At 64.9% G+C, this 22,824-nt stretch carries 27 protein-coding genes, 1 pseudogene and 1 riboswitch; of the genes and pseudogenes, 19 read left to right on the top strand and 9 right to left on the bottom strand.

The window, feature by feature from the left end; all coding sequences use genetic code 11:
- Window positions 1–111 precede the first annotated feature (111 nt).
- The 3 genes from M1D44_RS24250 (at window position 112) to M1D44_RS24240 (ending at window position 2,826) form a co-directional block, all read left to right on the top strand.
- Window positions 112–855, top strand: a complete 744-nt coding sequence (locus tag M1D44_RS24250) for a response regulator (protein ID WP_112188650.1) — start codon at window positions 112–114, stop codon at window positions 853–855.
- On the top strand, window positions 852–2,192 hold the full coding sequence (locus tag M1D44_RS24245; RefSeq protein WP_316852622.1) for a sensor histidine kinase: 1,341 nt from the start codon (window positions 852–854) through the stop codon (window positions 2,190–2,192). The genes M1D44_RS24250 and M1D44_RS24245 overlap by 4 nt, the downstream gene beginning before the upstream one ends.
- Window positions 2,193–2,340: 148 nt before the next feature.
- Complete coding sequence (locus tag M1D44_RS24240) at window positions 2,341–2,826, top strand: winged helix-turn-helix transcriptional regulator (RefSeq protein ID WP_200869057.1); 486 nt, start codon at window positions 2,341–2,343, stop codon at window positions 2,824–2,826.
- A gap of 26 nt (window positions 2,827–2,852) precedes the next feature.
- Here the strand turns inward: M1D44_RS24240 and M1D44_RS24235 are convergent.
- The 3 genes and pseudogenes from M1D44_RS24235 to M1D44_RS24225 form a co-directional block, all read right to left on the bottom strand.
- Window positions 2,853–3,158 (bottom strand): annotated as a pseudogene (locus M1D44_RS24235) (DUF72 domain-containing protein); the annotation flags it as partial.
- An 85-nt stretch (window positions 3,159–3,243) separates the two neighbouring features.
- The gene (locus M1D44_RS24230; protein ID WP_200869058.1) at window positions 3,244–3,402 is read right to left on the bottom strand and encodes a hypothetical protein; all 159 of its coding nucleotides are present in this window, start codon (window positions 3,400–3,402) and stop codon (window positions 3,244–3,246) included.
- 132 nt (window positions 3,403–3,534) lie between these two features.
- Window positions 3,535–4,470 carry a GlxA family transcriptional regulator gene (locus M1D44_RS24225; protein ID WP_024978231.1) on the bottom strand — a complete coding sequence of 312 codons (936 nt, stop codon included), beginning with the start codon at window positions 4,468–4,470 and terminating at the stop codon, window positions 3,535–3,537.
- Window positions 4,471–4,570: 100 nt separating this feature from the next.
- Between M1D44_RS24225 and M1D44_RS24220 the strand changes: the two genes are divergently transcribed.
- Window positions 4,571–5,257, top strand: a complete 687-nt coding sequence (locus tag M1D44_RS24220) for a DJ-1/PfpI family protein (protein WP_316852621.1) — start codon at window positions 4,571–4,573, stop codon at window positions 5,255–5,257.
- An 83-nt stretch (window positions 5,258–5,340) separates the two neighbouring features.
- Window positions 5,341–6,132 (top strand): 5'-methylthioadenosine/adenosylhomocysteine nucleosidase, encoded by a 792-nt coding sequence (locus M1D44_RS24215; protein ID WP_316852620.1) that lies wholly within the window; start codon window positions 5,341–5,343, stop codon window positions 6,130–6,132.
- A 4-nt stretch (window positions 6,133–6,136) separates the two neighbouring features.
- Here M1D44_RS24215 and M1D44_RS24210 read toward each other — a convergent pair whose 3' ends face one another.
- Window positions 6,137–6,592, bottom strand: coding sequence for a lysozyme inhibitor LprI family protein (locus tag M1D44_RS24210; RefSeq protein WP_024978234.1), 456 nt, complete (start codon window positions 6,590–6,592; stop codon window positions 6,137–6,139).
- An 87-nt stretch (window positions 6,593–6,679) separates the two neighbouring features.
- Here M1D44_RS24210 and M1D44_RS24205 point away from each other — a divergent pair, with 87 nt between their 5' ends.
- Together M1D44_RS24205 and M1D44_RS24200 are read left to right on the top strand one after the other, a co-directional pair.
- Entirely contained in the window at window positions 6,680–7,015 is a 336-nt protein-coding gene (locus tag M1D44_RS24205) for a hypothetical protein (RefSeq protein WP_162634455.1), read from the top strand.
- A gap of 79 nt (window positions 7,016–7,094) precedes the next feature.
- On the top strand, window positions 7,095–7,952 hold the full coding sequence (locus M1D44_RS24200) for a c-type cytochrome (protein WP_316852619.1): 858 nt from the start codon (window positions 7,095–7,097) through the stop codon (window positions 7,950–7,952).
- A 6-nt stretch (window positions 7,953–7,958) separates the two neighbouring features.
- Here the strand turns inward: M1D44_RS24200 and M1D44_RS24195 are convergent, their stop codons facing one another.
- The gene (locus M1D44_RS24195; RefSeq protein WP_316852618.1) at window positions 7,959–8,468 is read right to left on the bottom strand and encodes a DUF1697 domain-containing protein; all 510 of its coding nucleotides are present in this window, start codon (window positions 8,466–8,468) and stop codon (window positions 7,959–7,961) included.
- A 199-nt stretch (window positions 8,469–8,667) separates the two neighbouring features.
- Between M1D44_RS24195 and M1D44_RS24190 the strand changes: the two genes are divergently transcribed.
- Window positions 8,668–9,102 carry a hypothetical protein gene (locus M1D44_RS24190; protein WP_024978238.1) on the top strand — a complete coding sequence of 145 codons (435 nt, stop codon included), beginning with the start codon at window positions 8,668–8,670 and terminating at the stop codon, window positions 9,100–9,102.
- 187 nt (window positions 9,103–9,289) lie between these two features.
- Window positions 9,290–10,669, top strand: coding sequence for an FAD-containing oxidoreductase (locus M1D44_RS24185; protein WP_316852617.1), 1,380 nt, complete (start codon window positions 9,290–9,292; stop codon window positions 10,667–10,669).
- Between the two features lie 76 nt (window positions 10,670–10,745).
- On the opposite strand, the gene M1D44_RS24180 is transcribed toward M1D44_RS24185, so the two are convergent.
- Together M1D44_RS24180 and M1D44_RS24175 are read right to left on the bottom strand one after the other, a co-directional pair.
- On the bottom strand, window positions 10,746–11,828 hold the full coding sequence (locus tag M1D44_RS24180; RefSeq protein ID WP_112188634.1) for a calcium:cation antiporter: 1,083 nt from the start codon (window positions 11,826–11,828) through the stop codon (window positions 10,746–10,748).
- A gap of 122 nt (window positions 11,829–11,950) precedes the next feature.
- Complete coding sequence (locus M1D44_RS24175) at window positions 11,951–12,805, bottom strand: spherulation-specific family 4 protein (RefSeq protein ID WP_024978241.1); 855 nt, start codon at window positions 12,803–12,805, stop codon at window positions 11,951–11,953.
- A 63-nt stretch (window positions 12,806–12,868) separates the two neighbouring features.
- Window positions 12,869–12,949: riboswitch (cyclic di-GMP riboswitch) on the bottom strand.
- Between the two features lie 313 nt (window positions 12,950–13,262).
- Here M1D44_RS24175 and M1D44_RS24170 point away from each other — a divergent pair.
- Window positions 13,263–13,718, top strand: coding sequence for a hypothetical protein (locus M1D44_RS24170; RefSeq protein ID WP_024978242.1), 456 nt, complete (start codon window positions 13,263–13,265; stop codon window positions 13,716–13,718).
- Between the two features lie 126 nt (window positions 13,719–13,844).
- Window positions 13,845–14,483, top strand: a complete 639-nt coding sequence (locus M1D44_RS24165; RefSeq protein WP_439004442.1) for a LysE family translocator — start codon at window positions 13,845–13,847, stop codon at window positions 14,481–14,483.
- A 31-nt stretch (window positions 14,484–14,514) separates the two neighbouring features.
- Here the strand turns inward: M1D44_RS24165 and M1D44_RS24160 are convergent, their stop codons facing one another.
- Window positions 14,515–15,408, bottom strand: coding sequence for a LysR family transcriptional regulator (locus M1D44_RS24160; protein WP_112188632.1), 894 nt, complete (start codon window positions 15,406–15,408; stop codon window positions 14,515–14,517).
- 86 nt (window positions 15,409–15,494) lie between these two features.
- On the opposite strand from M1D44_RS24160, the gene M1D44_RS24155 reads away from it, so the two are divergent.
- From M1D44_RS24155 to M1D44_RS24140, 4 genes are all read left to right on the top strand, one after another.
- Entirely contained in the window at window positions 15,495–16,271 is a 777-nt protein-coding gene (locus M1D44_RS24155; protein WP_024978245.1) for an NAD(P)H-dependent oxidoreductase, read from the top strand.
- A 109-nt stretch (window positions 16,272–16,380) separates the two neighbouring features.
- On the top strand, window positions 16,381–17,163 hold the full coding sequence (locus M1D44_RS24150; protein ID WP_112188628.1) for a sulfite exporter TauE/SafE family protein: 783 nt from the start codon (window positions 16,381–16,383) through the stop codon (window positions 17,161–17,163).
- A gap of 33 nt (window positions 17,164–17,196) precedes the next feature.
- Complete coding sequence (locus tag M1D44_RS24145; protein ID WP_316683384.1) at window positions 17,197–17,592, top strand: carboxymuconolactone decarboxylase family protein; 396 nt, start codon at window positions 17,197–17,199, stop codon at window positions 17,590–17,592.
- A gap of 36 nt (window positions 17,593–17,628) precedes the next feature.
- Window positions 17,629–18,438: an alpha/beta fold hydrolase gene (locus M1D44_RS24140; protein WP_316852616.1), complete on the top strand. Its 810-nt coding sequence runs from the start codon at window positions 17,629–17,631 to the stop codon at window positions 18,436–18,438.
- A 140-nt stretch (window positions 18,439–18,578) separates the two neighbouring features.
- Here the strand turns inward: M1D44_RS24140 and M1D44_RS24135 are convergent, their stop codons facing one another.
- Complete coding sequence (locus tag M1D44_RS24135) at window positions 18,579–19,082, bottom strand: acyl-CoA thioesterase (protein ID WP_024978249.1); 504 nt, start codon at window positions 19,080–19,082, stop codon at window positions 18,579–18,581.
- Between the two features lie 44 nt (window positions 19,083–19,126).
- Between M1D44_RS24135 and M1D44_RS24130 the strand changes: the two genes are divergently transcribed.
- From M1D44_RS24130 to M1D44_RS24115, 4 genes are all read left to right on the top strand, one after another.
- Complete coding sequence (locus M1D44_RS24130; protein WP_316852615.1) at window positions 19,127–19,651, top strand: DUF2946 family protein; 525 nt, start codon at window positions 19,127–19,129, stop codon at window positions 19,649–19,651.
- A 96-nt stretch (window positions 19,652–19,747) separates the two neighbouring features.
- Window positions 19,748–20,095, top strand: a complete 348-nt coding sequence (locus tag M1D44_RS24125) for a hypothetical protein (RefSeq protein ID WP_316852614.1) — start codon at window positions 19,748–19,750, stop codon at window positions 20,093–20,095.
- 8 nt (window positions 20,096–20,103) lie between these two features.
- Window positions 20,104–21,513, top strand: a complete 1,410-nt coding sequence (locus M1D44_RS24120; protein WP_316852613.1) for a TolC family protein — start codon at window positions 20,104–20,106, stop codon at window positions 21,511–21,513.
- Between the two features lie 2 nt (window positions 21,514–21,515).
- Window positions 21,516–22,814 carry a multicopper oxidase family protein gene (locus M1D44_RS24115; RefSeq protein WP_316852612.1) on the top strand — a complete coding sequence of 433 codons (1,299 nt, stop codon included), beginning with the start codon at window positions 21,516–21,518 and terminating at the stop codon, window positions 22,812–22,814.
- Window positions 22,815–22,824: the final 10 nt, after the last annotated feature.

Here is a 22,824-nt window from a genome sequence, read left to right as displayed (position 1 = left end):
TACAAACGCGTCCGCCAGATGCATTCCGATACAACACGGGCCCGCTGCGTCACACCGAGAGGCGCAAAATAGCGCCTTCCTTCCACCTTCCATCGTGCCGAGGTCACCCCCATGGACGCCCACGTCGACCACATCCTGATCGTCGATGATGACCGCGAGATCCGCGAACTCGTTTCGACCTATCTCACCAAGAACGGGCTGCGTGTGACTGCCTCGCCCGATGGGCGCCACATGCGTGCGTTTCTGGAGGCCAACACCGTCGACCTGATCGTGCTCGACCTGATGCTGCCCGGCGACGACGGCCTTGTGCTGTGTCGCGAGCTGCGCGCTGGCAAGCACAAGGCCACGCCCGTGCTGATGCTCACCGCGCGCGACGACGAGACCGACCGCATCATCGGCCTGGAAATGGGCGCTGACGATTACGTGGCCAAGCCGTTTGCTGCACGCGAGCTGCTGGCCCGCATCAAGGCCGTGCTGCGCCGCACGCGCATGCTGCCACCCAACCTGCAGATTTCCGAAGCGGGGCAGATGCTGGCCTTTGGCGATTGGCACCTCGATACCACCGCGCGCCACCTGATCGATGCCGAGGGCACCATCGTCGCCCTGAGCGGTGCGGAATACCGCCTGCTGCGCGTGTTTGTCGACCACCCGATGCGCGTCTTCAACCGCGATCAACTGCTCAACCTCACGCAGGGCCGCGAGGCCGAGATGTTCGAGCGATCCGTCGACCTGCTGGTCAGCCGCCTGCGCCAGCGCCTGAATGACGATGCGCGCGATCCGGCGTACATCAAGACCGTGCGCAGCGAGGGCTATGTCTTTGCCAAGCCGGTGGAGATCAAGGAGCCGCGCCAATGAACACAGCAACGAGCGCGCGTGCCTGGGCATGGCCGCGCACGCTGGGCTCACGCCTGTTCGTGATCCTGCTGGCGGGGCTGGTGGTGGCGTATGCGCTGTCGTTTGCCGTACTGTTTTCCGAGCGCTACATGAGCGCGCGGGAGGTCATGCTGGGTACGCTTGAGACGGATGTGTCCACGGCCATCGCCATCCTTGACCGCCTGCCTGCGGACGAGCGCCCGCAGTGGTTGGCGCGCCTGAACCGCGGCAACTATCAGTACATCCTCGGCCCAGGTTCGCCGGGCGTGCCCGAGATGACGCAGCGCGGCAAGGACATCGCCGCGCGCATCAGCGAGGCCAGCGGCGGCCGTTTTCCCGTGACAGTGGAGTCAATACCGGGCGACGACAAGCAACTGCAGGCGCACCTCACGCTAAGCGACGGCAGCACGCTCACCATTGACGTGCACCCGCGCATGACGCCCATCGCGCAGTGGCTGCCGTATGTGCTGGTGGTGCAATTGCTGTTGCTGATCGTGTGCTGCTGGTTTGCGGTGCGATTGTCGATCCGCCCGCTGGTGGCATTGGCCGACGCTGCCGATGCGCTCAACCCCAATGCGCAGACGCCGCCGCTGGACGAGACCGGCCCCACCGAACTGGCGCGTGCTGCACACGCCTTCAATGCCATGCGCCAGCGCATTGCCCGCTTTGTTGAAGAGCGTGTGCAGATTCTGGCCGCCATTTCGCATGACTTGCAGACACCCATCACGCGCATGAAGCTGCGCGCTGAAATGGCGGAAGACTCTGAAGAGAAGCGCAAGCTGTTGAGCGATCTGGCCGAGATTGAAACGCTCGTGCGGGAGGGCCTGGCCTATGCGCGCAGTGCGCATGGTGATGGTGAAAAGCCTTCGCGCATCGACGTCGGGTCGTTTGTCGAAAGCCTGGTGTACGACTACCAGGACACCGGGAAGCCCGTCACGCTGGAGCAGCACGCCGCCGGCGCCATCGTCACGCGCCCCCACGCGCTGCGCCGCGTGCTGACCAACCTCGCCGACAACGCCATCAAGTTTGGCGGCGCGGCGGAAGTCGATGTGCGCCGCGACGGCGAAGCCGTGGTGATCGAAGTGCGCGACCGCGGGCCCGGTATTCCCGAAGACAAGCTCGATGCCGTGCTGCAGCCGTTTGTGCGGCTGGAGAATTCGCGCAGCCGAGAGACGGGCGGCACGGGGCTGGGCCTGGCGATTGCCCTGCAGCTGGCAGTGGCCGCAGGCGGCGGGCTTACGTTGCGCAACCGCGAGGGTGGTGGGCTGGTGGCGGAGGTCAGGCTCGGTCAGGCCGCCCTGTCAGCACCACGCGAATAAGGGCTGGAAACGCTGGGGGTAGCAGTTGGCACATGCGTTGCCTCGTCCTCATGTAAGTTGTTGCGCAATGCGCCCGTTGCGGGATAACCGAGTGGGTTTTATATTGCAACCACATTGAATGTGAGGGCGCACGGTATGCGCGATAAAGATGGTCAAACGTACGAGCCACGCGGATTCTCTTTGCGGCGTTGCCAGGCCCCTGGACGCCATTGGCGACTGGTGGTCGTTGCTGATCGTTCGCGATGCGTTTGACGGGCTGCGCCGCTTTGGAGAGTTTCAGCGCAGTCTCGGGCTGTCAAAGAACATCCTGGCGGTGCGGCTGCGCAACCTTGTGGCGCACGACATTCTCGAGACGGTGCCGGCGGCTGACGGCAGTGCGTATCAGGACTACGTGCTGACCGAGAAAGGGCGTGCGCTGTTTCCGCTGCTGGTGGCGCTGCGGCAATGGGGCGAAGCGTTCTGCTTTGGGCCCGATGAGGCGCACGTTGTGCTGGTTGAGAAGGCAACGGGTAAGCCGGTGCCGCGACTTGAACTCCGCGCGCAGGATGGGCGAGCGCTGGCTCCGGAGGATACGGCGGTCGTCCACCCGACGGCCGTCAAGGAGACGAAGCGCCAGCGGGCGAAAGCGGGCTGAACGCGGTAGCGCTCAGGCACGGGCCGCAGCGCCAGCACCCCGGAAGCGAAGAAGTTGGCCAGCGCCGGCACCGCCGTCTCGTCACGAAAGCGCAGCATGTGAGTCAGGTAACGCGGTCCTTTGACCGCAAAAACGAAGCCGTCGGGCGCGGTGTCATGCCAGGCCTGCCGGCTCGTGATCGATTGCGGCGAGTAGTGCGATCCGTTGATCTCGATGGTGTCGAACCGGCGCGATGCATATTCCAGCTCGCGGCGCTGTGCCAGATCTTCCGGATCGAACACGCCGCGCCACCCTTCATGGCGCCACCCAGAGATGCCAATGCGGATGGTCATTGTTGCGAGCCGCGCGGGCGATGTCTTCCACTAGGCGCCGCGGCCATTCGGTCAGGGAGGTGCGGTGGCGTTTGCGCGATGCGCGTCACTGATGCGGCGCATTCACCTGCGCTTGCACGTGCACAAGGCCACTTTGCGGCGCTAGCAGGCCCAGCGGCTCGTCCGTCAGATCGCGGGCAAGCGAATAGGCTGTAATCACGGCCAGCGTAACTCCCACGATGGCCAGCATTTCCCGAGTGTCCATACGCGTCTCCTCCTTGGTTCCTTACGTTCCTTGTTTCGGCCCCCTCTTGTTGGTGTCGGGCGGCGTCGGGGTGCGGACGCAAAGTTCGGGCCCAAGACGGGCGAATGGCGGAGCGACGCGGGTTAAATGGTGTTACCGGTCGCGCAGGGAAGATGGCGGCACGCCCAACAGGCGCTGAAAACTGCGCCGCATGCGTTCGGTATCGCCAAAACCGCACTCGGTAGCAACGCGCTGCATGGAAACCGCACCGCTTTCCAGTGCGGCGCGGGCTGCCTCCACGCGCAGTTTTTCCACGGCCTTTGCAGGAGTGAGACCCGTTTCGACTTGAAACGCGCGTGCGAAATGGCGCGGGCTCATGCAGGCGTGCTCGGCCAGATCGCCTACGCGATGCGGTGCACTCAGGTTGCGGCGCACATGATCCAGCAGCGGTTTGAATCGGCCGCGTGCCGAATCCATCTCATTCAGCGCTGAAAACTGCGACTGACCTCCGGGCCGCCGGTAGTACACGACAAGCTGCCGTGCCACCGCGCGTGCCAGGCGCTCGCCCAGGTCTTCGGCGATGAGGGCAAGCGCCAAGTCGATGCCGGCGCTGATGCCGGCGCTCGTCCAGATCGGGCCGTCGTTCACGTAAATGTGGTCGGGTTCGAGCTGCACTTGCGTGAACGTGCGTGCGAACTGCTCGGTGCGGCTCCAGTGGGTGGTGGCGCGCCGGCCGTTCAACAAGCCCGTGGCGGCCAGCAGCAGGCTGCCCGAACACACGCTGGCCACGCGTGCGCCGCGCGCTGCGCAGCGCTGTACAAAGCGGCGCGTGCGCGCATCGGCCATGGCGGCGTCCACGCCGTCGCCGCCGGCAATGAGCAGCGTGTCGACCTGGCTGGCCGGGGGCAGGGCGTCGGCATCCCAGCGCACACCGGAAGAACTGCGGACGAGGCCGGCCTGGGCGGCAATCATGCGCAGCGCGTAGTGATCGTCCCGATATCGGCTGGCCACTTCAAATGCCGCCACCGGCCCGGCGGCGTCGAGCAGTTGGAAGTCCGGAAAGATGAGCACAGCGATGCGATGGGCCATGGCAGAAAAAGTGGGAGACTGGTCATTGCTGCCAACACGATAGAGCGCGATCCTGTGAAGCGTCAACCCGCCACCGCATCACTCTCAGGAGAGCTGAACCATGACGACTTCCCCGTTCATCGTTGTCTTTGCGCTGTACAACCGTGTCACCCAGCTTGATTTCACCGGCCCGCACGAAGTGTTCTGGCGGTTGCCCGGCGCGCAATGCGTGGTCGCCTCGGCGGCCGGCGGAGAGATTCACGCCGACGGTGGCCTCACCATCTCGAACGTGCAGCGGCTGGTGGATATTCCGCATGCCGATCTCATCTGCGTGCCCGGCGGTTTTGGCGTGATCGAAGCCATGGAAGACGCCGAGTTTGTGCGCGAAGTCCGGCGCCTGGCCGACGGCGCGCGCTATGTCACTTCAGTCTGCACTGGCTCTCTGGTGTTGGGCGCGGCAGGGTTGCTGCGGGGCAAGCGCGCGGGCTGCCACTGGGCGTGGCGCAACCTGCTGTCGGCGTTTGGCGCCACGTTGGACGAAGCCCGTGTGGTGCGTGACGGCAACCTCATCACCGGCGGTGGCGTGACGGCCGGCATCGACATGGCGCTGACGGTCATGGCGGACATTGCCGGTGTCGAACACGCGCAGGCCGTGCAGCTCGGTATCGAATACGCTCCCGCGCCGCCCTTCGATTGCGGCCGCCCCGAGCGCGCAGCACCGGAGATTCTCGAAGCGGTGACGTCGCGGCTCGATCGTTTGCGTGCGGATCGCCACGACGCCGTGCAACGGGCGGCGCAGCGCCTCTGAGCCACGGCGCCGGCGCGCGCCGGATTGCGGCGACAATGGCGTCTTTCGACGTATCCACGCCCCAAGCCGGCGCCGCATCCTGCATGAACACTCCGTCTTCCCAGCCCAACGCCCGTGGCCCGATTGGCATCGTTGCTGCCCTGCATGAAGAGATCAACGAACTGCTGACGTGGCTGTCCGACGCGCAGTGCATCCACATCGGCAGCCGCGATTTCTGGACGGGCGAGTTGGACGGCCACGCGGTCGTTGTGGTGCTGTCGCGCGTCGGCAAGGTGGCAGCGGCGTCCACCACCGCAGTGCTGATCACGCAGTTCAACGTACGCGCCGTGGTGTTTGCTGGCGTGGCCGGCGCATTGGCACCGGGCGTGGCTGTGGGCGACGTCGTGGTGTCGGAAGAATTGCTGCAGCACGATGTCGATGCCTCGCCGCTGTTTCCGCGCTGGGAGATTCCGTTGACCGGCATGGCGCGTTTTCCTGCCGACGTGTCGCTCGCCGGCGGGCTGCTGGAAAGCGCTGGCGCTGTGCTGGCCGACCCGCACGCGCTGCTGGGTCCAGATGTCATGCGGGCCTTCGGAATTGCGGCGCCACAGGTGCATCGTGGGCTCATCGTCAGCGGGGACCGCTTTGTCTGCACCTCGGCCGAGAGCGCCGTGTTGCGTACGGCATTGCCGGACGCCCTGGCTGTGGAGATGGAGGGCGCCGCCGTGGCGCAGGTGTGCCACGAATGGGGCGTGCCGTTTGCCGCCATCCGCACGATTTCCGACCGCGCGGATGACGCGGCCAGTGTGGACTTCGCGCAGTTCATCGCACAGGTGGATTCACGCTACAGCGTGGCCATCCTGCGCAACTGGCTGTCGACGACCGCCTGGGCCTGAGCGGTTATTGCCCCTTCGCGGCCAGATACTTGTCGAGTGCGTTGGCGCGTTCGCTCAGGCGGAAGACTTCGTTCTCCAGGCGCTGCAGATCGTCGAGCTTGTCCTTGCCGTAGATGGCGGTCTCAAGGGCGGCCGTTCTGGTGTGAAAATCCTGCCACGCCTGCTCGGAACTCGCCAGGGCGTCTTTCGCCTTGCCGTTCAATTTGCTCGAGAGCGTTTGGTACGCGCGGTTCAGGCGCTCGTCCTGCGCGGTCTTTTCTGCGGAGAGACATGCGCCGATTGCGTCCGGATTGTCCGGTGCCTTGTCGACGCAGGCATAGAGCTTGGTGGAAATGCCCTGCGGTGCGCGGCGCTTGACGCCATTGGCCAGGCTTTCGGCTGCGAACGCCCCGGTGCTGTGTGCCAGCAGCGCAACGGCAACGGGAAGGGCCAGCGTCTTCAGTGTCGTCAGCGTGTTCAAGAAGTGACTCCTGATCGCGTGTCTGCGATGCGTGAAGGGGCCGTCCAGTCTATCGGCTGGCCAACGCACCCGCGATCAGCCAGGCAGGTGAGGCCGCAGGTTGCGCAGGGCGTTTTCCACGTAGGCTTCTTTCTCGCCGACGGGCGCCAGACGATTGCCCGCAAGGCGCTGGTTGGCCTGACGCTGGTCACGCATCCTGCGTCGTACTTTGTCTGGCTGGCGCTGCCGCCCGAGGTCTGCGCCGACCGCGTGGCCGTGGCGCTGCAGGAAGATGGCATCTCCGTGTCGACCGCGGAGCCGTTCGCAACGTCAAAGCAGGTGCCGCACGCGCTGCGGCTGGCATTGGGCTCCGTCGTGCTCGACCGGCTCGATGCCGCGCTGCAGACTGTCAGGCAGCGCGTGGAAGCACAGCGGTATCGATAACGAAAACCGTGCCAAACCTCGTGCGCTTGCCTACACTCTCGTCGCAACGAAATGGCCCAATTTGTCCACAGGAGACCTCATGAAGAACTGGCTTGCAACGACGGCCGCATGGGCGCTCTGCGCATGCGCAGCGTTCGGCAGCGTCGCCCATGCTGCCGACACCGCTGACGGCACGACGCTGACTGTCAACATCGGCACGCAGCACCGCACGTTGTCGCGCGATGCATTGCTGCACGATCCGCACCTGACCAGCGTGACGGTGGAAGACCAGAACCTGAAGCGCCGCCTGACCTTCAAGGCGATCCCGGTGACGGAGCTGTTCCGTGGGCAGACTGTCAGCCCGGATGCCAGCGCCACCACCGCCGCCAGCGACGGCTACGTTTCGCACTTGCCGATGCGCCTGCTGCTGGGGGATCGCGCCGACGGCCCGCGCGCGTGGCTGGCCGTGGAAGACCCGGCCTCGCCGTGGCCGACGCTCAAGGGCCAAGACATCGGCCCGTTCCGCCTGATCTGGACGGCGCCGCCGGCCAAGGCATCGGTGGTGAATGAAAGCCTGTGGACTTACAGCATCGTGCGCATCGACATTGCCGCGCTGCCCGGCGAGCGCTTTGCGGCCATCCGCCCCGCGGCGGGGTTGCCCGCAGATGGCCCTGTCATGCGCGGTTTCGCCACGTTCCAGCGCGTCTGCTTTTCGTGCCACACGCTCAACCGCGCCGGCGATGCCAACCTTGGCCCCGACCTGAACGTGCCGTACAGCCCGGTGGAATACCTGGGCGACGAGAAGCTGCGCCACCTGATCCGCGATCCGCAATCGCTGCGCTGGTGGCCCAACGCCCGCATGTCGGCCATCGACGAGAAAACGCTGTCCGATGCGCAACTCAACGATCTGCTGGCGTACTTGCACCACATGACCAAGCGCAAATCAGCAGCGAAATGACCGGCGCTAGTCGGCTGCCCAGTCGACCAGTGTGGCGATGGTGTTCATGTTGCGGGCCGTCCCCGTCTTGGCGGCGGGGATCTTCAGTTTGGAATCGGCCATGCCGTCGCCGTAGTGCACGTAGATTTCGCGCGTGCCCAGGGCCATCTCTTCCGTCCGGCAGCCGGTGGCGGCGGCCAATGCATCGGCCGGCGGCGGCGTATCCAGAAAGATGGCGACCGTCCGGTTGGGCGCGGCGGTCTTGAAGGGATTGTTTTCCAGCACCGCCGCCAATTCCGCGCCCGTGCGCACGAGCACGCCCACGGGTTTGCCGGCGTAATCCTCCAGGCAGCGTTCCAGCTTCGCCTTGACGGTCGCTTCCGCCAGCCGGCTCTGAAAGACCACGTTGCCGCTCGCAATGTAGGTGCGTACGCCGGTCAGGCCGATCGATTCACATATCGCGCGCAGTTCGGCCATGGGCAGTTTTCCGGTGCCGCCCACGTTCACGGCGCGCAGGAAGGCGATGTAGCTGGGCATGGGTTCTCCTGTTCTGTCTGTCTTATTAATGGCTTAGGGGCGGGCTCGGATTGGCAACATTCTGTTACGAGATTGACGAATGTGTTTAACCCGCCCCGTTGCGTGACTTGTATTCTTCGCCCCGAACTCATCAAGCCCGGACCGGCCTCTCAGTGCTGGTTTGAGTGCCGTATCCTGCATTTGCGCATAGGAGAACACCATGTTGAAGAAAATTGCACCTGCCCTGATTGTGGCAACACTCGCCGGCCTGACGGCTTTGCCCGCTGCGGCGGATGACTTGCGCAATGCGCTGGGCGGCGCGCTGGGTGGCGCAGGCGGGGCGGCCGTGGGCGGCGCGCTGGGCGGGCAGACTGGCTCGGTCATCGGCGGTGCTGTTGGCGGCGGCGCCGGCGGCGCATTGACGGCCAACGGCCGGGAGCGCAAGGGCGCCATCGTGGGCGGTGCGCTGGGCGGCGGCGTGGGTGCGGCTGCGGGCAATGCCATGGGCGGCCGTACGGGCGGCATCGTTGGCGCGGGCCTGGGTGGCGGCGCCGGTGCGGCACTCGGCGGCAACGTACAGCGCAATTCGTATTCCGACCGCGATGACCGCGGCCGCGGCTACCGTCGCCACGGCAAACACCATCACCACCATTGATCTGATGCGCCGTTGCGCTCGCCACTGAGCGCCACGGCCGCTTTCTTGCTTTCCTTCCCGCGACGGCGCTGTCCGCGTGCGTCGCCCGCTGCGTCGGTAAAACCTGTCGCCGCGACTCGCCGTTGCCACGTGCGCCGCCTACCATACCGAGACGGCCGCGATTGGCCCGCACACGAAGGAGAGCGCCATGACGCAACGCTTCGACGCCATCATCATCGGCACCGGACAGGCCGGCCCGCCGCTGGCGGCGCGCTTGTCCGGCGCGGGCATGAAGGTGGCTATCATCGAGCGCGGCCGCTTTGGCGGCACGTGTGTCAACACCGGCTGTATTCCCACGAAAGCGATGGTGGCCAGCGCCTATGCGGCGCGCATGGCGCAGCGTGCGGCTGAATACGGCGTGGTGATCAACGGCGGCGTCACCGTCGACATGCAGCGCGTCAAGGCACGCAAGGATGAAATTTCCGGCCACTCCAGCCATGGCGTCGAACAATGGGTGCGGGGCCTGGAGCACGGCACCGTTTTTCAGGGCCACGCCCGCTTCGAGAGCGCGCGCACCGTGCGCGTTGGCGACGCACTGCTAGAAGCCGAACGCATCTTCATCAACGTGGGCGGCCGGGCGTTGGTGCCACCAATGCCAGGGCTCGATCAGGTGCCGTTTCTCACCAACTCCACCATGATGGACGTGGATTTTCTGCCCGAGCACCTCGTCGTGATTGGGGGAAGTTACGTCGGGCTGGAGTTCGGCCAGATGTTTCGCCGCTTCGGTGCGCGCGTGACGATTGTCGAGAAAGGGCCGCGCCTGATTGCCCGCGAAGACGAAGACGTATCGCAGGCGGTACGCGAAATTCTTGAAGCCGAGGGCATCGACGTGCAGGTCAACGCCGATTGCCTGAGCGTGCGGCGTGACGGCGCCAACGTGGTGGTTGGCCTGGACTGCAGCAGCGGCGCACGCGAGGTGTCGGGCTCGCATCTGCTGATGGCGGTCGGGCGCGTGCCCAATACCGACGATCTTGGGCTCGACAAGGCCGGCGTGGAAATCGACAAGCGCGGCAATATCCGCGTGGACGAGCAGTTGCGCACCAACGTACCCGGCATCTGGGCCATGGGCGATTGCAACGGTCGCGGCGCGTTCACGCACACGGCTTACAACGACTACGAGATCGTGGCCGCCAATCTGCTCGACCGCGACCCGCGCAAGGTGTCGGACCGCATCCAGGCCTACGCCATGTACATCGACCCGCCGCTTGCGCGCGTCGGCATGTCGCTTTCGGAAGCGAAGCAATCGGGTCGCAAGCTGCTGGTGGGCAACCGCCCCATGACACGCGTCGGCCGTGCGGTGGAGAAGGGGGAGAGCCAGGGCTTCATGCGCGTGGTGGTCGATGCGCAGACGCACGAGATTCTGGGTGCGTCGCTCCTCGGTGTGGGTGGCGACGAGGCAGTGCATTCGATCCTCGACGTGATGTATGCCAAGGCGCCTTACACGACCATCAGCCGCGCCATGCATATTCACCCGACGGTGTCGGAGCTGATTCCCACGTTGCTGCAGAGCATGGAGCCGGTGCAATAACGCCGGGCATTGCGCTCAAAAAACAAAGGGCGCCCGGCGGCGCCCCCAAACCTCGACCCGCTACCGTGCGTGCCGCTCAGGGCACGATCGAGAGAAACAGATACGACGCAAAGATGGCCAGATGCACGACCCCTTGCAGGATGGTCGTGCGGCCCTTGCCGAGCGTGAGCGACGACACGATCAGCGTCAGGAACAGCAGGACCATTTCCTTCGGGCCCAGACCCAGTTCGAGCGGGCGGCCGATCCAGATGAACACGGCCGCCACCGTCGGGATGGTCAGGCCGATACTCGCCAGCGCCGAGCCTAGTGCGAGGTTCAGGCTGGTCTGGATGCGGTCTGCATTGGCGGCGCGCAGGGCGGCCAGGCATTCCGGCAACAGCACCAGCGCGGCGATGACGATGCCGACCGTCGCGGGCGGCGCCCCGGCATTCAGGATGGCCGCTTCCACAGAAGGCGAAAGCACCTTGGCCAGACCGACGACGGCCACCAGCGACACCATCAGCAAGACCCCGCTGAGCGCTGCCACGCGTGCGGGCGGCGGCGGGGCGTGTACGTCTTCGTTAGCGTTGTCGACGAGAAAGTAGTCGCGGTGGCGGATGGTCTGCACGATGACGAAGCAGCCGTACAGCACCAGCGATGTCACCCCGGCAAAGCCCAGCTGCGACGAGGTCATGACAGGCCCCGGCGTGGAACTCGTGTAGTTGGGTAGCACCATGGTCAGCGTGACCAGCGCAGCCAGCACGGCCAGCGCGGCGGTGGCGCCCGGCGCCTGGAAGGCTTGCTCGCGGTGGCGCAGGCCGCCCACGAAGAGGCAAGCGCCCACGATTCCGTTGCAAATGAGCATGACCGCGGCAAACACGGTGTCGCGCGCCAATCCCGCTTTCTCCGGACCGGAAGAGAGCATCACCGAAACGATCAGCGCGACTTCGATCACGGTCACGGCAATCGCCAGGACGAGCGTGCCGAAGGGCTCGCCCACCTTGTGCGCGACGACTTCGGCATGGTGAACGGCGGCAAAGACGGCGCCGGCCAGCGCAAGCGCCATCAGCGCGATCAGCCACCCGGGGGGCGTCATGAACGCGCCGCCAACCAGGACCACCCACGCCAGCAGCGGAGCAGCGATTGTCCAGGGGGGCAGCTTGTTGGAAGAGAGGGCCACGGAGTTCTCCTTGTTGTTGCCTCAACGCCGGCGGGCGGCGAAGGGTCGATGCAGTGTGGCCCGAATATAAAGCATGTGCGGAGCATCAGCCCGCACATGCGGAGTGCGTCATGCCAGCGCCGTCACGGGGCAACCGCTACGGCGGACACCTCCTGGCTCCAGTAAGTCGGCAGCGCGCCGTACGGATTTGGCAGCGTCTTGTTTGTGATGAACACGGTGGAAGCGCCCTTGCTCGACGCGTTGCGAACGAAGGTTTGCATTTGCGTGGCCGACGCAGCGTAGACGATGTGCGCAAACCGGGCGGTCGGATAGCTGGCCTGCCACGCCAGGGGCGCATAGTTGGCGTAGTGCTTGGCGCTGTCTTCAAACACGACGAGCTGGTCTGCCACCGGCAGGCTGGCATAGATCTCCGGCACATTGGTGCCCGGGTTGCCCGTGACCGTGTAGTTGGGCGACAGCCCCTTGATGTAGTTGTAGACCGATTGGTAGAACTGGATGTGTGCGGTTGTGCTGTCGGCGGTCATCTCGTCGATGAAGAAGCCGTCGACCTGATACAGCGCCTGGTAGGTGTTGATGTCTTGCACCACCGCCGACAACGATCGGTTTGCGTATGAACTGGACACATATCCGATCACCTTGCCGCCAGCGGCATGCACTTTGGCGACGGCGGCAACGTAGTTGGCGTCCTGTGTCGTGCCCGGGCCGCTGTTCGGGTTGAGGATGACCGTCGTCGGTACCGACGTTGCCGCCGTGGCCAGCGCATTCCACTGCGTGGCTCCCGTGCCCGACGGATAGATGTAGGACGGCACCAGCAGCCCTTCAGCGCTGGCATGCGGTGCACCCATCAGCGCGCCGGACACAAGCGCGAACGCCGCACATGCTGCGCGCGCGAACCTGCGCTTCGCGTTGCCCAGTTGCGATGCCACGGCCACCGTGGCGGATGCGGGCAAACGCCCCCCCGTTTGTATCGTTTTCATTATGTGCCCCCGACCACGCAGTTTGTTGCGTGTGACATCAGGCCCGCACCCCTTTGTGGGTTGGCGGGCAACTGGCTGACTTCGTCTAGAGAAGTCCCTGTAGCTTTGCGTCGCCGGATCACTCCGGTTTTGCCCAGACCTCTGGGTGTGAACCCATTGGGGAAAGACTCTACCGGGGCCGCGCCAGGCCGGCAAACGGAGATTGCGCAAACGCGCCGGCCGCCGCATGAAGCGTTGTCGGGACCCCACGTTGCGCGCTGCCATGGCAATCAACCGTCGACGTCAGTGAAGCACGGGCGTCTGGTCGCCATTCCTCCCATGCCGCGTTTCCCCTGACTTGCGCCAGAACCTCTGGTGCATTCCGCCGCCGCAGAGCCCGCCCGTATCGTCAGTCCACGCAGCGCTACCGGTTGCCGCTGTGTTTTTTGTCCACGTATCTGACTGAGGAGAACCTGCAATGAACATCCGCTCGAATGTGCTTGTCATCCGTATCGTGCTGTTGGCGGTGGTGTCCCTGATCGCCTCGCTGGTGGCCACGGCCGCGTTGGCTGCGCCGCCCGCGACCGTCGCAACATGCGAAGGCATCAAGGATGCGTACCCGATTCTCGGCACGCAGTGCGCCAATCATTACGCCAAGATCAACCACGCGCCCGCCACAGCGGCCGAACGGCGCGAGACGTACTCTGCACGGATCGCGGTTTTGGAAATCTTCCGCAAGGCGCTCCTGTGCAACGGCATGTACGGCGCATCGAAATCGGCGCAGCAGCGCTTTTCAAGCGGCGAGGCTGGCCACCTCCAGGCCTTGGCGATCCTGAACGCGGCAATGACGGGTGCCGGCGACCCTAACGTGCCGGCGCTATACACCGCCGCCGACTTGAATGACGTGTCGATCAACAAGCAGCAGTGCAAGTAGGGGCAGGGCGGGTGGCGGCAGAGGTGCCGCCGCTGCCTTGCCGCCCAGGCCGACGCTGGCCCCGTCGGCGTGGCAGAATCGCGGTCTGCATCTGTGAACGTCTGCGCCCACAAAAGGAGACTCCCGATGACTGCATCTGCCGCCGTATTTGCCATTCTCGTTGCGCTGTTGCTGGGCGCCATGATTCCCGGGCCGAGTTTTGTTCTGGTGGCGCGCAATGCCATCGGGTTATCGCGCCGCGACGGCCTGGCCACTGCACTTGGCATGGGCGCGGGCGCCCTGTTCTTCGGTGGCCTGGCGCTGGCGGGGCTTTATACGTTGCTGCAAGCCGTGGAGTGGCTCTACATCGGCCTCAAGATTGCCGGCGGCGCGTATCTGACCTACATGGCGTGGAAGATCTGGCGCGGCGCCAAGCTGCCCATGGTGATGGACGATCGCCTGACGCAGCAAGCCGGCAGCGCGCGCAAGTCGTTCTGGACCGGCATCACCACGCAGATGAGCAATCCCAAGACGGCCATCTGGTACGGCAGTATCTTTGCTGCGCTGCTGCCGCAGCATCCGCCGGTGTGGTGCTACTTCGTGCTGCCGCCGCTGGTGTTCCTGGTCGAGTTCGGGTGGTACACCATCGTCGCGCTGTGTTTTTCGAGCCGAGTGCCGCCTGAGATGTACCTGCGTGCCAAGACCTGGGTCGATCGCGTGGCGGCCGTGGCGATCGGCGCGCTCGGGCTGCGTCTGATCTTCACTGCACCCAAGGTCGGGCTGTAGTTTTTTCCATGATGGCGTTGGGGGCGGCCGGTTAGACCGCTCCCGCAATCACGTCTCGCAGCCACTGGTGCCCTGGGTCTCGATGCATGCGCTCATGCCACAGCATCGACATCTCATACCCGGGCACGTCCACCGGCGGCTCAACCACCTGTAGCGCACTGGCCCCGCGCACCAGCCGCTCGGGCAGCATGGCAACCATGTCAGTGCTGGCGACCGCGGTCATCACAAAAAGGAAGTGCGGGACCGACAGCACCACGCGCCGGGCGGCACCGGCCGCCTTCAGGGCTTCGTCTGTCACGCCGAAGAAGCCACCGCCATCGGGCGACACGATCACGTGATCCAGCATGCAGAACTGCGCCAGCGTCGGCTTGCGTTTCAGGCGCGGGTGTCCAGCGCGGCCGATCAGCACATAGCGCTCAGTGAATAGCGCACGACGGCGCAGGCCGGGTGGTGCGCCGTCTGTGGTGTGGAACGCGAGATCGATCTCCCCTTGCTCGGCTTGCTTCTCGATACGCGTGGGCACCAGTTCCAGCATGGCGAGCCGTGTGCCCGGCGCGCTTGTGCGCAGGGTGTTCAGCGCCGGCAGCGCGATCGTGGATTCGCCGTAATCCGTGGCGGCCACGCGCCAGGTGTTAGTGGCTCGGGCCGGGTCGAACGGGCTGGCGGGCGCGACGGCCTGTTCCAGCGCTTCCAGCGCCAGCCGCAGCGGTTCGCGCAAGCTTTCAGCGCGCGCGGTTGGGCGCATGCCGCGCGGGCCCGGCAGTAGCAGCGGATCACCAAAGATGTCGCGCAACTTGGCCAGATGCACGCTCACGGAAGGCTGCGAGAAGTTCAGCCGCTCCGCTGCACGCGTGACGTTGTGCTCGGTCAGCAGCACATCGAGTGTCACCAGCAGGTTCAGGTCCAACCGCCTGAGATTATTCATGGCTATGCCTGGAATATTGATAATTCATTTCCAATATACCTGGGCGCACCGCATTCTGGAGCTATTCCTTATTTGGAGTTGCCACCATGAATGTCCTGATCGTCTACGCCCATCCCGAACCCAAGTCGCTCAACGGCGCCCTCAAGGACTTTGCCGTCCAGCGCCTCGAAGCGGCCGGCCACACCGTGCAGGTATCGGACTTGTACGCCATGCAATGGAAGGCCGCGCTCGATGCGAGCGACAGCACCGTCGGGCCGATCGGTCCGCATTTCCACCCGTCGCTCGATTCCAAGCACGCGTTCGAGAACGGCCTGCAAGCCGACGACATTGCTGCCGAACAAGCCAAACTGCAATGGGCCGACGCCGTGATCCTGCAGTTTCCGTTGTGGTGGTTTTCGATGCCGGCCATCCTCAAGGGATGGGTTGAGCGCGTCTATGCGTACGGCTTTGCCTACGGCGTTGGCGAGCACTCCGACACCCATTGGGGCGACCGCTATGGCGAAGGTAAGCTCGCCGGAAAACGCGCCATGCTCATCGTCACCACGGGCGGCTGGGAGTCCCACTACAGCCCGCGCGGCATCAACGGCCCGGTCGACGACATCTTGTTCCCGATCCAGCACGGCATCCTGTACTACCCCGGTTTTGATGTGGTGCCGCCATTCGTGAGCTACCGCACCGGCCGCATGGACGAGGCACGCTTTACGCAGACCACCCAGGCGCTGGGCGAACGACTCGACACCTTGTTCACCGCCGCGCCGATCCCTTTCCGCCAGCAGAATGCCGGTGAATACGAGATCCCGGCGCTTACGCTGCGGGCCGAGATCGCTCCCGAGAAATCAGGCTTCGCTGCGCATCTCGCCTAGACCTTGCCCGGCGCGGCAAGCGCTACAATTTCACATTCATCTCCGGCGGCGCGCTGTAGCAGATACAGCGCGCCGCCGCGTTTCTTTCTGCTTTCTTCTTCTTGTCGGCATGACGTCTCACGCGGTTCTTACGGGCCTGATCAATTTGCTGCTCGGTATGGGGCTTGGCGTAGCGGGCGGCTTGCTCGGCATTGGCGGGGGGCTCATCGCGATTCCTGTGCTCGGTTATCTCTACGGGCTGGACCAGCACCTTGCACAGGGCACTGCGCTGGTGATGATTGCGCCCAATGTGTTGATCGGCTTCTGGCGGTATCACCAGCGGCATCCGGTGCATCTGCGCTCCGTCGCGCTGATCTGCGTGTTCTCGATGGCGGCCACCTACGTTGCTGCGCGCTTTGCGGCGGGGCTGGACGCCCATCTGCTGCATACGGCGTTTGCTGTGTTCCTGATCGTGCTGGCGGTGTACTTTGCCTCGCAGCTCAAAGAGAAACCGAATGCCGGTAATGCCGCGCACGCTGCCCCACATGCCATGCCGGCCGCCGCGCTGCCATTGATGGGCATCGCCAGCGGCGCAATGTCGGGCATCTTCACGGTGGGCGGTGGGCTGGTGGTGGTGCCGGCGCTGGTGACGTTCTTCGGCATGCCGCAGACACGCGCCCAGGGCATGGCGCTCGCACTGGTGGTGCCGGGCTCGCTGATCGCACTTGCCACGTACGCGCATGCAGGCCATGTGGATTGGGGTACGGGCATTCCGCTGGCGGCCGGCGGTGTCGTGAGCGTGTCGTGGGGTGTGGCCCTGGCGTATCGGTTTTCAGCGCGGCGTTTGCGGCTGGCGTTCTGCGTTGTGCTGCTGGGTACGGCGCTGATGATGTTGATGGTCAAGCCAGCCTGATCGACCTGGTTTTTCAAAACGGAGGAGGGCATCGTGTCGGAACAAGACAAGCAGGCCGGGCACGCACGCCGCGCGCAGGTGATGGGCGACGCATTTGTTGAACGTGCGATGAGCGGATTGGATGCCTTCTCGGCACCGCTGCAGGATTGGCTCAACGAGCACGCCTGGGGCAGCACGTGGCAGCGTGACGGCATCGACCTCAAGACGCGCAGCCTGTGCACGTGCGCGATGCTGGCCGCGCTCGGCCGCAGCACTGAACTGAAGGGCCACGTGCGCGGCGCGATCAACAACGGCGCAACGGCGGTGGAGATTCGCGAAGTGCTGCTGCATAGCGCCATCTATGCCGGCGCGCCGGCGGCCGTCGAGGCGTTTCGTTCGGCGCGTGAGGTGCTCAATGAACTCGGTATCCAGATCGAAGAGGCGCGGTAGTCGGGGCTGGGCTATGCGAGCTGATACCTGATCGACATGGATGCCTTCGACGACGATCTGACGCGCTTTGCCGCCCACGGTGCTGGACCGCTGCCGGCCGCCGTTGAGCAAGGCCATGTCGAGCACGACGGTGCCCGCATCTGGTATGCGACCTTCGGCGCCGGCACACCTGTGATCCTGCTGCATGGCGGGCTTGGCCATAGCGGCAATTGGGGGTATCAGGTTCCGACACTCATGAGGGCGGGCTACCGCCCAATCGTCATTGATAGCCGTGGGCACGGCCGCAGCACACGCGACGCACAGCCTTACGCCTACACGCGCATGGCTTCTGACGTGCGGGCCGTCATGGATGCGCTGCACATCGACCGTGCGGCGTTCATCGGCTGGAGCGACGGTGCTTGCGTTGCGCTCACCCTGGCCATGCAGACGCCGGAACGCGCCGCCGGCGTGTTCTTCTTCGGCTGCAACATGGACCCAAGCGGCACCAAGCCCTTTTCGCCCACGCCCGTTGTCGACCGCTGTTTCGATCGCCACCGAAAGGATTACACCGCGCTCTCATCCACACCTAGCGACTTCGATGCATTTGTCGCGGCCGTCACTGAAATGATGCAGACGCAGCCGAATGCAACAGCCGAAGCGTTGGCGGGGACCCGTGTGCCGGTAACCATCGCTCAGAGCGAACACGACGAGTTCATTCGGCCCGAGCACGCGCAGTATCTCGCGCGGACCATTCCTGATGCGCAATTTGTGTTGCTGCCCGGCGTGAGCCATTTCGCGCCATTGCAGCGGCCGGCGTTGTTCAACGACGCCGTGCTGGCGTTTCTGCACGGACTTCCTCTGCCCTGAGTCGCGTGGAGGTCTGGCGCGTTTGCGCAACACTGCGCCGCGCGTTATCCACAGAATCGGTGGGTAAGCCTGTGGATAACGATGCCCGATCGCGATACCACGCGGTTCGCAGTCCTTTGCTGACTGCGTAGGCAGGCAGCTCAGTTGCTCGAAACTGCCGTGCTGTAGGTTGCCTTGATTGCCTTGTGCCGTGCTTCCATTTCCTGACGCAGCGTGCGGCGCTGCTGCGCGGCTTCGAAGCGTTCCTTTTCTTCGGTGTTGGCGGGCGCCAGCGGCGGCACGTCGGCCGGTTTGCCTTCGTCATCCACCGCCACCATCGTGAAGTAGCAGCTGTTGGTGTGGCGCACGACCTGGTTGCGGATATTCTCCGTCACAACCTTGATACCGATTTCCATCGACGTGCGGCCGGTGTAGTTGACCGACGCGAGGAACGTCACCAGTTCACCCACATGAATTGGCTGGCGAAACACCACTTGGTCCACCGACAGCGTCACGACGTAGCGGCCGGCGTAGCGGCTCGCGCACGCATACGCAACCTGATCGAGAAACTTGAGGATGTGGCCGCCGTGTACGTTGCCGGAAAAATTGGCCATGTCGGGCGTCATCAGCACGGTCATGCTGAGCTGGTGGGATTGCGTATTCATGGGGGCGTTGATGCTGGAATGATGGGAAAGCAGTGCGCGCAGAAATGGGTACGCAGCAGGCCGTCATTGTGCCGCGCTCGACTCATCTTGTGCTGCGTTGCGCGAAATTTGATGGCGCCGCGCTACACTACCGGTTTTCCGCGGCAAACGATTTTCAGCCCGTCCTGTCTCCCATGCACCGATTGCTGACCCGCCTCCTGCTCTGGCTGGTTGTCTTGGCACTGCCCCTGCAAGGGTTTGCCGCGACGGCCATGATGGCGCGCGGCGGTGCAATGGACGATGCGATGGTTGCCATGGCAATGCCGGATGACGGCGCCGTCATGTCTGACGTCTGCCATGAGCACGAAGACGCCATGGCTGCCGACAGCGAGCGGAATGCGCCGGCGCAGTCGCACTGCAAGACCTGCCCGATCTGCGCGGCCTGTTCGCTCGGTTCGGTCGTCCCTCTGGCCGCCAGTCTTGGCGTGCTGCCGATCAAGCTGCCGGCCGCTGCGCCGCGTGGCCTTGCTGTTTCCTTCCGCAGCTTCATTCCCGAAGCGCTGCAACGTCCACCCTCGATTCGCGTTTGACGCCACCAGTCCGTCCATAGAACGGGCTGGCCTCTGGTTCTGCGGCTCCGTGCACCACACGCGGCCGTACGTCATCACGCTTGATCGAGGTTTCTCATGTTTTCCACACGATGGTTCTTGGCCGCCGCACTGCTAGCGCTGACGCTAGCGCCGCCATGGGTGTTGGCGCAGGGTGGGGCGTCTGCGCCGGCAGCTCCTCCGGCTGATCCACTGAATGCGGACGCGGCTGTGCCGGTTGTAGCCGCGCCGCGCACATTCGACAGCTACCACGCGTATCGCGATACCGGCCCCGCACCCTGGCGCGAGACCAACGCTGCCGTGAGCCCCAAGTCAGACGCTTCTGCGGAAGGCGGCCACGCAAGGCACGCCATGCCAGCGAGCGCACCAGCCGCCACCTCCAACAAGCCTGCCGGCTGGTCCATGCCCGGCATGCACCACCACTAGGAGGCGCCGTGCTCAAACCATCCACACGCCGCCTCGCCCTGTGCGCGCTGGCCGCCACGCTGCTGCTGGGCGGCTGCGCCACCATCACGCAAGACAGCGGGTTCAAGACCGTTGCCGATGTGGCGCGCGATAGGCTCGGCAAAGACGCCACGTGGCAGCGTTCACCAGAAGCACGCGACAGCGCAGCGCAACGCACGCGCGAGCTGCTCGCCCAGCCGCTGACGATGGACAGCGCCGTGCAGATCGCACTGCTGAACAACCGTGGCCTGCAGGCTTCGTATGCGGAGCTGGGTCTATCCGAAGCCGCGCTCGTGCAGGCCAGCCGCCTGCCGAATCCCGGTTTCAGCTTCAAGCGCACACGCAGCGGTGATGACCTGTCGATCGAGCGCACGTTCTCGCTGTCGTTCCTGAACCTGCTGACGCTGCCGATGGCCACGCGCATCGAAAGCCGTTACTTCGAGCAGACCAAGCTGCTGGTTGCCAACCAGATGCTGCAGGTGGCGGCCGATACGCGCCGCGCATACGTCAATGCCGTGGCGGCGGAGCAATCCGCGCGCTATGCCGAGCAGGTTCAGCAAGCCGCCGAAGCCGGTGCCGAGTTCGCCAAGCGCTTGGCTTCGGCCGGCAACTTCAGCAAGCTTGATCGGGCACGCGAACAAGCCTTCTATGCGGAAGCCACTGCCACCCTCGCGCGCACGCGCCAGCAGGCGCAGGCCGAGCGCGAGGCGTTGATTCGCCAGCTTGGGGTGTGGGGCGCAGATACCGGCTTCCAGTTGCCGGATCGGCTGCCCGACCTGCCGAAGGATCGCCCCGAACTGCAGCAGATCGAGGCCTACGCGTTGCGCAACCGGCTCGACATCCAGGCGGGCAAGTTGCAGGTCGATGGCTTGGCATCGTCTCTGGGGCTCACACAGGCAACGCGCTTCATCAACGTGCTCGACCTCGGTTACGTGCGCAACAGCAAATCGAACGAGCCACGCGAAACGGGCTACGAGATCGGCATCGAGATCCCGCTGTTCGACTGGGGCGGCGCCCGCGTGGCGCGTGCGCAGTCGATCTACATGCAGGCCGCCGATCAGCTTGCCGACACGGCGGTGCGTGCGCGTTCCGAAGTGCGCGAATCGTACGTGCGCTATCAGACGGCATATGACCTCACGCGCCACTACCGCGACGAGGTGGTGCCCGTGCGCAAGTCCATCTCCGACGAGATGCTGCTGCGCTACAACGGCATGCTCGTGAGCGTGTTCGAGCTGTTGGCCGATGCGCGCGAGCAGGTGAATGCCGTCAACGGCTATATCGACGCGCTGCGCGGCTACTGGATTGCGCAGACCGATCTGCAGATGGCGCTGGGCGGCAAGTTGCCGCCGGCTGAAGCAAACGCGACAGCGCCTGCGCCCAACTCTCCTCAAGGACACTGAACATGGTTTCCCGACGTCAATTTCTCAGCGGCACGGGCGCGGCCATGCTGGGCGCGGCGATGGTCTCGCGCGCCGGTGCGGCCTCGCTGCCTGAAGCGCCGCTGCAATCGAAGCCCGCCACACAGCCGCCGCTCGCGCCGCCAAACGGCCGGCCCTACAACCCCGTCGTCACGCTCAATGGCTGGACGCTGCCGTGGCGCATGCGCGGCGGCTGGAAGGAGTTCCACCTCGTGGCCGAACCGGTCGAGCGCGAATTCGCGCCCGGCATGACGGGCCACCTGTGGGGCTACAACGGCCAGAGCCCTGGCCCGACGATCGAATGCGTGGAAGGCGATCGCGTGCGCATCTTCGTCACCAACAAGCTGCCCGAGCACACCACGGTGCACTGGCACGGCATGATCCTGCCCGCCGGCATGGACGGTGTGGGCGGTCTCTCGCAGCCGCACATCCCGCCGGGCAAGACCTTCGTCTACGAGTTCGAGATGAAGAAGTCCGGCACCTTCATGTACCACCCGCATTCCGACGAGATGGTGCAGATGGCGATGGGCATGATGGGCTTTATCGTCGTGCATCCGAAAGACCCGGCGCAGCATCGTGTAGACCGCGACTTTGTCTTCCTGCTCGCCGCGTACGACATCGACCCCGGTTCATACACGCCCCGCGTGGCCCAGATGACCGACTTCAACATGTGGACGTGGAACAGCCGCGTCTTCCCCGGCATCGACCCCTTGCCCGTACGCCTTGGCGATCGCGTGCGCATCCGCATGGGCAACCTCACGATGACGAACCACCCGATGCATCTGCATGGCCACACCTTCGAAGTCGCCGGCACCGACGGCGGCTGGGTCCAGCCCAGCGCGCGCTGGCCGGAGGTGACGACGGACATTGCTGTGGGCCAGATGCGTGCCATCGAGTTCATCGCGGATAACCCTGGCGATTGGGCCTTTCATTGCCACAAGTCGCACCACACGATGAACGCCATGGGGCACAACGTGCCGACCATGATCGGCGTGCAGCAGAAGGATCTCGCCAAGAAGATGAACGCGCTGGTGCCCGACTACATGGGCATGGGCCAGGCCGGCATGGCCGACATGGGCGAGATGGAGATGCCCCTGCCCGACAACACGCTGCCGATGATGACGGGGCAGGGCCCATTCGGTGCCATCGAAATGGGCGGCATGTTCACGGTGATGAAGGTGCGACGCGATCTGCCGCGCAACAGCTATGCAGACCCCGGTTGGTACAAGCACCCCAAGGGCACTGTCGCCTACGAATACACCGGCAGTGGCATCGACGACTGAGCAATGCCGG

The organism is Ralstonia sp. SA306 (assembly GCF_054792405.1).
This window is presented reverse-complemented; position numbering and strand designations above follow the sequence as displayed.